Source organism: Duganella sp. (genome assembly GCF_039595735.1).
Classification (GTDB): domain Bacteria; phylum Pseudomonadota; class Gammaproteobacteria; order Burkholderiales; family Burkholderiaceae_D; genus Rugamonas.
This window is the reverse complement of record NZ_JBCNLB010000042.1, coordinates 1-5,395: the sequence shown is the minus strand read 5'-3', so window position 1 is coordinate 5,395 and position 5,395 is coordinate 1. Positions and strand designations below refer to the sequence as shown.

Below are 5,395 nucleotides of genomic sequence, written 5' to 3'. Positions count from 1 at the left end.
CGGTGCACCTCAAGGTGGACGCCTTCAACTTCCAGGAGCACGGCATGCTGGACGGCAAAGTGCGCTTTGTCAGCTCCGATTCGTTCAAGCGCGACAGCGCGGAAAAAGGCGGCGGCCTGGACCAGTACTACCTGAGCCGCATTCCCTACACCGGCCAGCTGCGCAAGCTGCGCCCGGGCGCGCGCCTGATGCCGGGCATGACGGTGACGGCGGAAGTGGTGGTGGGCCACCGCACGGTGATGTCCTACCTGCTGTTCCCGCTGACGCGCGCGCTGGACGAATCGATCCGCGAACCATAATCTCCGAGGGCTGCCCGTGTTCACCATCATCATTCCCACCCACGACCGCCCGCTGCTGCTCAAGCGCACGCTGGAGTCGCTGATTGCGCAGACCTGCCAGGACTTCAAGATCGTGGTGGTATCCGACACGCCCGGCTATCTGCCGCCGTACCAGGAGTTGTCGCAGCTGGACAAGCGCTTCGACTACGTGCTGCGTTCGACCGGCGTGCCGGGCCCGGCCGCCAGCCGCAACCTCGGGCTGGCGATTGCCGATTCCGAATACATCCTGTTCCTCGACGACGACGACACCTACCGCCCGGACCATCTGGCCAAACTCAAGGCGCGGCTGTTGAAAGACAAGCCGGAACTGCTGTTCTGTGATTTCCAGATCCAGAACGAGGACCGCACGGTGTATCCGCCCAAGCTGCTGCCGGGCGGGCAAAGCGTGTCGATTGCCGACGTCACGTTTGACAGCGTGTACGTGCGCAACCGCATCCCCAACAGCTGCATCGCTTACCGCGCCGATGTGCTGCGCGGCGTGCGCAACGAGACCGACCTGATCATCTATGAGGATTGGGATTTCCTGCTGGCCGCCATGCACGGCCGCAAGCTGGTGCACTTTGCCACTGATGGCGTGGTGATCCACAAGAGCGCGGCCACCGCGCCGGAAAACATGCGGCGCGGGAACTCACGCGATGACAAGATCGTCGAAGTGATGCTGCAGCTTTACCGCAAGCATCCGGCGCCGAACATGGCGACGCGGCAGGCGCGGCAGGCGCTGATGGCCAGCGCCGGCATCGTGCTGGACATCGCCCACTACTAGGCGGCGTGGAACAGGGCCAGGCCTTGCGCCAGGCCCACGCGCGGCTGCCATCCCGGCACGCTGCGGTAGCTGTGCCACGGCACCATCACCTCGCGCTCGCGGTAGGGGCGGCCGCCCCATGCAATATTCAACGGCTTGCCGCTGACCTGTGCGTACAGCGCGGCGATGTCTTTCAGCGGCAGCGGCTGGCCGCTGGAGACGCCGTATTCCTCCATCGCCTGCGGCTGGGTGTCTAGCTGCTGGCAGGCCAGCAGGAAAGCGTCCAGCACGTCCTCGATGTAGACCAGGTCCACCAGCTGCTCGCCGGGCGACATGGCCAATGCGCTACCCTCGTTGGCCAGGCGCTTGAGCAGGTTCAGCACCTTGGGCCGGGTGTCGCCGGCGCCGTAGGTGTCGAACAGCTTGAGCGTGACCACGCGCAGGCCGTGCACCTCGACGTAATAGCGCAGCAGGGCCGTGAACGCGGCCTTGGTGGCGGCGTACAGGCAGACCGGGTTGTAGGCCTGATCCTGGTAGTGTTCCCACGAGGTGCCGGTATTCACCAGCTTGCGCACGCCGCAGGCGGCCATGGCTTCCACCAGCTGGGTGGAGAACAGCAGGTTGGCGTTGATCAGGCGTTCGATGTCCTGCGGCTGGTGCGCGGCCAGGAACAGCGAAGCCAGATGGAACACCACCTGTGGCGCGGCGGCGCGCATGATGTCGATCAGCTGCAGCGTGCTGCCGTCGTGGCGGTGCAGCTGCAATTGCGGGCCGGCCGCCGGCAGACCGTCAGCGGACGAGCTTTCGCGCAGCAGCACATGCACTTCCCAGCCGTCCGCCAGCAGGCGGCGCACCAGCGCGGCGCCGACAAAGCCCGAGGCGCCAGTGACCAGCGCGCGGCGTGGCGCGGCGGCGCTCATGCGTCTGCTCCGGCCGTGTACACGAACGGCGAATCGAACCCGGCCAGCGTGGGGAAAGTGCCGTCGCGCGGCGACATGACGGGGTCTTGCACCGGCCACGCAATGCCGGCCGAATTCCACAGCACGCCACCATCATTGTGCGGCGCGTAGGTGGTGGTCACTTTGTAGACCATTAGCGACTGATCGCTCAGCGAGCAGAAGCCATGCGCCAGGCCGGCGGGCAGATACAGCATGTGGCCGTTCTCCGCGCTCAGCTCCAGCGTGATGTGCTGGCCATACATGGGCGAGCCCTTGCGCAGATCCAGCGCCACATCCATTACCGCGCCATGGGTGCAATAGACCAGCTTGGCGTGATCATGCGGCGGGGTCTGGAAGTGCAGGCCGCGGATGACATTGCGCTGCGAGGTGGAATAGTATTCCTCGGCAAAATCGGTCGCCAGCCCGTGCTGGCGGAAGATATCCTCATGGAACACCTTGACGAAGCTGCCGCGCTCGTCGCGGCGGATGTCGGTAATGATCTGGTAGCAGCCGGGGATGGCGGTAGGGACAATCTTCATAAGGCTCTCTACAGGTTCGGGTAGGTGTCTCCCAGCAAGACCAATGGCCGCTGAATGACCTTGTCCTGGCCCCACGCGGCAATGCGCTTGGCCAGCAGGAAGGCTTGCAGGCGCTCGCAGCAGAAGGCGATGCTGCGGTCGGCATAGCCTTCGCGGTAGACATAATGGTGGCGGTAGTAGCGCGAGGCCACCAGTTCAAGGTCGTGGACAATTTCCACGAACCATTGCACCGGAATAAAGGCCACGGTCGGCGCCGGGATGAAGGCTTTGCCGCTGAGGAAATTGGCCGCCTCCAGATTGGTGATGACGCCGCAATCGATGGCGTCGCCAAAGAACATCAGCAGGTCGCGCCCGGTGACGCAGGCTTCGTACTGCTGCAGCACGCTGCCGGCCCATGTGACCGAGATCGGCACGATCGGGGTCTGGCCGTCGCCATAGAAATGCTCGGGCCGCACCTTGGCCAGCATGTCCGGATGGGCGTGGTAGTTGAACTGGTGTAGCACGCCGATCGGCTCGGTCAGGGCAAAGCGGCGGTAGTGGCAAAAGCCGACGAAGCCCTCGGCCTGTTCGGCGATCAGGCGGCGGCGGATTTCAAACAGCGCCACGTACTCGCCCAGATAGCGGTTGCGCAGTGCTTCCTCGGGCGACAGCAGCTGGCTCATGGCTAGGCCGGTCTCCGGTACATAGTCGCCGGAGCCGACCATGGTCATGAAATCCGGCATCTTCCAGTTGAACGGCGCATGGGCGATGCAGTAAAAGGGCGGGGTCGGATTCATCGCTCGGGGACGGCCTTGATCAGGTAGTGGGATGGCTGGGTCGCCTCGACCAGCGCTGCCAGCACGTTCTCGTCGTCGCCGGCCTGCTGGCGCAGCGCCGCTTCTACGTCGGCCGGCAACGGCCCCGGATTGAGCAGGATGCCGCTGGTGACGCGCAGGCCGCTGCCGGCAAACAGCGTCAGCATGGCGGCCAGGTCCCATTGATGTCGCGGTGTCGTTTCCGGCGCCTGCCAGTGGCTGCGGTTGGCAATCCGGGCAATGATGCAGGTGTCCACCGGCATCACCTTGCACACTTGCTGCAGCACGCGCTGCGGCTGCTGGCACTGCTCCAGCGTGGCGTCGAAATACCAGCCGTCGGCCCAGGCCAGCTGCTGGTAAAAGGCGGCGCTGACGGTATCGAGGTCGGCCTGGTAGACGCGGTCGGCGTACTCGCGCGCTTGCGCGGCCAGCGCCGGATCGGCTTCCACCACCATCAGGCCGCTGGCCGGATACAGCTTGCGGTAGGCGCGCGCCAGGCCGCCATCGCCGGCGCCGGCCTGCACCAGCAGGCGGGCGTTGGGCGGCAGCAGGTCGCGGAACGGCGCGATGTAGGCGGCCGGTTCGCTCATGGCGGTTTTAGAAGTTGACACCGAAGAAGGCTTCCAGCTTGTCGATCGCGAAGTCCAGCATCTCGCGCGACAGGCCAGGGTAGACGCCGATCCAGAAGGTATCGTTCATCACGCGGTCGGTGTTGGTCAGCTCGCCCGACACGCGGAAGTTGCGGCCCTGCATGTACGGCTGGCGCACCAGGTTGCCGGCGAACAGCAGGCGGGTGCCGATCTTGTGCTGGTCGAGGTAGGTCAGCAGGTCGACCCGGGCCACGTTGGCTTCCGGCTTGAGCGTCATCGGGAAGCCGAACCACGATGGGTCGGAATGCTCGGTGGCTTCCGGCAGGATGAGGAATTCCTCGCACGACTTCAGGCGGTCTTTCAGGTAGGCGAAGTTGTCCTTGCGCGCCTGCACGAAGCCAGCCGCGCGGTCGATCTGCGCCAGGCCGCAGGCGGCCTGCATGTCGGTGATCTTGAGGTTGTAGCCGAGGTGGCTGTAGGTGTACTTGTGGTCATAGCCCGGCGGCAGCGTGCCGAAGCACTGGCAGAAGCGCTTGCCGCAGGTGTTGTCCTTGCCTGGCGGGCAGTAGCAGTCGCGGCCCCAGTCGCGGAACGATTCGGCAATCGCCTTCAGTTCCGGATTGTTGGTGAACACGGCGCCGCCTTCGCCCATGGTGATGTGGTGGGCCGGGTAGAACGACATGGTGCCGATGTCGCCGAAGGTGCCGACCATCTTGCCGTGGTAGGTCGAGCCCAGCGCGTCGCAGCAGTCCTCGATCAGCCACAGATGGTATTTCTTGCAGATGGCGGTGATCACGTCCAGGTTGTACGGATTGCCCAGGGTGTGGGCCAGCATGATGGCCTTGGTCTTGGGCGAGATGGCCGCTTCCAGCTTGGTGACGTCGATGTTGTAGGTGCCCAGCTCGACGTCGACAAACACCGGCACCGCGCCGAACTGGATGATCGGGTTGACGGTGGTCGGGAAGCCGGCCGCCACGCCGATCACTTCGTCGCCCTGCTGGATGGCGCGCGTGCCCAGCTTGGGCGAGGTCAGCGTGCTGAAGGCCACCAGGTTGGCCGAGGAACCGGAGTTGACGGTGATCAGGAAATCAACGCCGATCAGCTTGGCCAGCTTGGCCTCGAACTGGTCATTGAAGCGGCCGGTGGTCAGCCAGGCGTCCAGCGAGGCTTCCACCATCAATGCCATTTCCGGCGCGCCCACCACTTTGCCGGCGGGCGGAATGACGGTCACGCCCGGCTCGAATGGCTTGGGCTCACTGGCCAGGGCGCCGTATTCGGCCACCAGTTTGCTGATCTCCGCGCGGAGTTGTTCCTTGGTTTTTGCTTCGCTCATGATTGCTGCCTTAAAGTGGTGCGGTATTTTGATAGGTGTCGATTTGTGCCAGCGTCAGCGCGCGCATGTCGGCGCCGGCCATCTGCGCCTTGTGCCATGCAACGATCATGTCGATGGTGTG

General features: G+C 64.7%; 6 protein-coding genes and 1 pseudogene. 2 read left to right on the top strand and 5 right to left on the bottom strand.

From position 1 onward, the window contains the following. Both ABDW57_RS28075 and ABDW57_RS28070 read left to right on the top strand, forming a co-directional pair. Positions 1–299, top strand: a pseudogene (locus tag ABDW57_RS28075) (HlyD family type I secretion periplasmic adaptor subunit); the annotation flags it as partial. Between the two features lie 16 nt (positions 300–315). Further along, positions 316–1,101 carry a glycosyltransferase family 2 protein gene (locus tag ABDW57_RS28070; RefSeq protein ID WP_343733434.1) on the top strand — a complete coding sequence of 262 codons (786 nt, stop codon included), beginning with the start codon at positions 316–318 and terminating at the stop codon, positions 1,099–1,101. Here the strand turns inward: ABDW57_RS28070 and ABDW57_RS28065 are convergent. From ABDW57_RS28065 to rfbH, 5 genes are read right to left on the bottom strand one after another with little or no spacing between them, the layout of a single operon-like run. Continuing rightward, positions 1,098–2,000, bottom strand: a complete 903-nt coding sequence (locus ABDW57_RS28065; RefSeq protein WP_343733433.1) for an NAD(P)-dependent oxidoreductase — start codon at positions 1,998–2,000, stop codon at positions 1,098–1,100. The two genes, ABDW57_RS28070 and ABDW57_RS28065, sit on opposite strands and share 4 nt — an antisense overlap. Then, positions 1,997–2,557: a dTDP-4-dehydrorhamnose 3,5-epimerase gene (gene rfbC, locus ABDW57_RS28060; protein ID WP_343733432.1), complete on the bottom strand. Its 561-nt coding sequence runs from the start codon at positions 2,555–2,557 to the stop codon at positions 1,997–1,999. The genes ABDW57_RS28065 and rfbC overlap by 4 nt, the downstream gene beginning before the upstream one ends. 8 nt (positions 2,558–2,565) lie before the next feature. Beyond that, complete coding sequence (locus tag ABDW57_RS28055; protein WP_343733431.1) at positions 2,566–3,333, bottom strand: hypothetical protein; 768 nt, start codon at positions 3,331–3,333, stop codon at positions 2,566–2,568. Beyond that, positions 3,330–3,962, bottom strand: a complete 633-nt coding sequence (locus ABDW57_RS28050; RefSeq protein WP_343733430.1) for a hypothetical protein — start codon at positions 3,960–3,962, stop codon at positions 3,330–3,332. Before ABDW57_RS28050 ends, ABDW57_RS28055 begins: the two co-directional genes overlap by 4 nt. Continuing rightward, on the bottom strand, positions 3,949–5,274 hold the full coding sequence (gene rfbH / locus ABDW57_RS28045) for a lipopolysaccharide biosynthesis protein RfbH (RefSeq protein WP_343733429.1): 1,326 nt from the start codon (positions 5,272–5,274) through the stop codon (positions 3,949–3,951). The genes ABDW57_RS28050 and rfbH overlap by 14 nt, the downstream gene beginning before the upstream one ends. Positions 5,275–5,395: the final 121 nt, after the last annotated feature.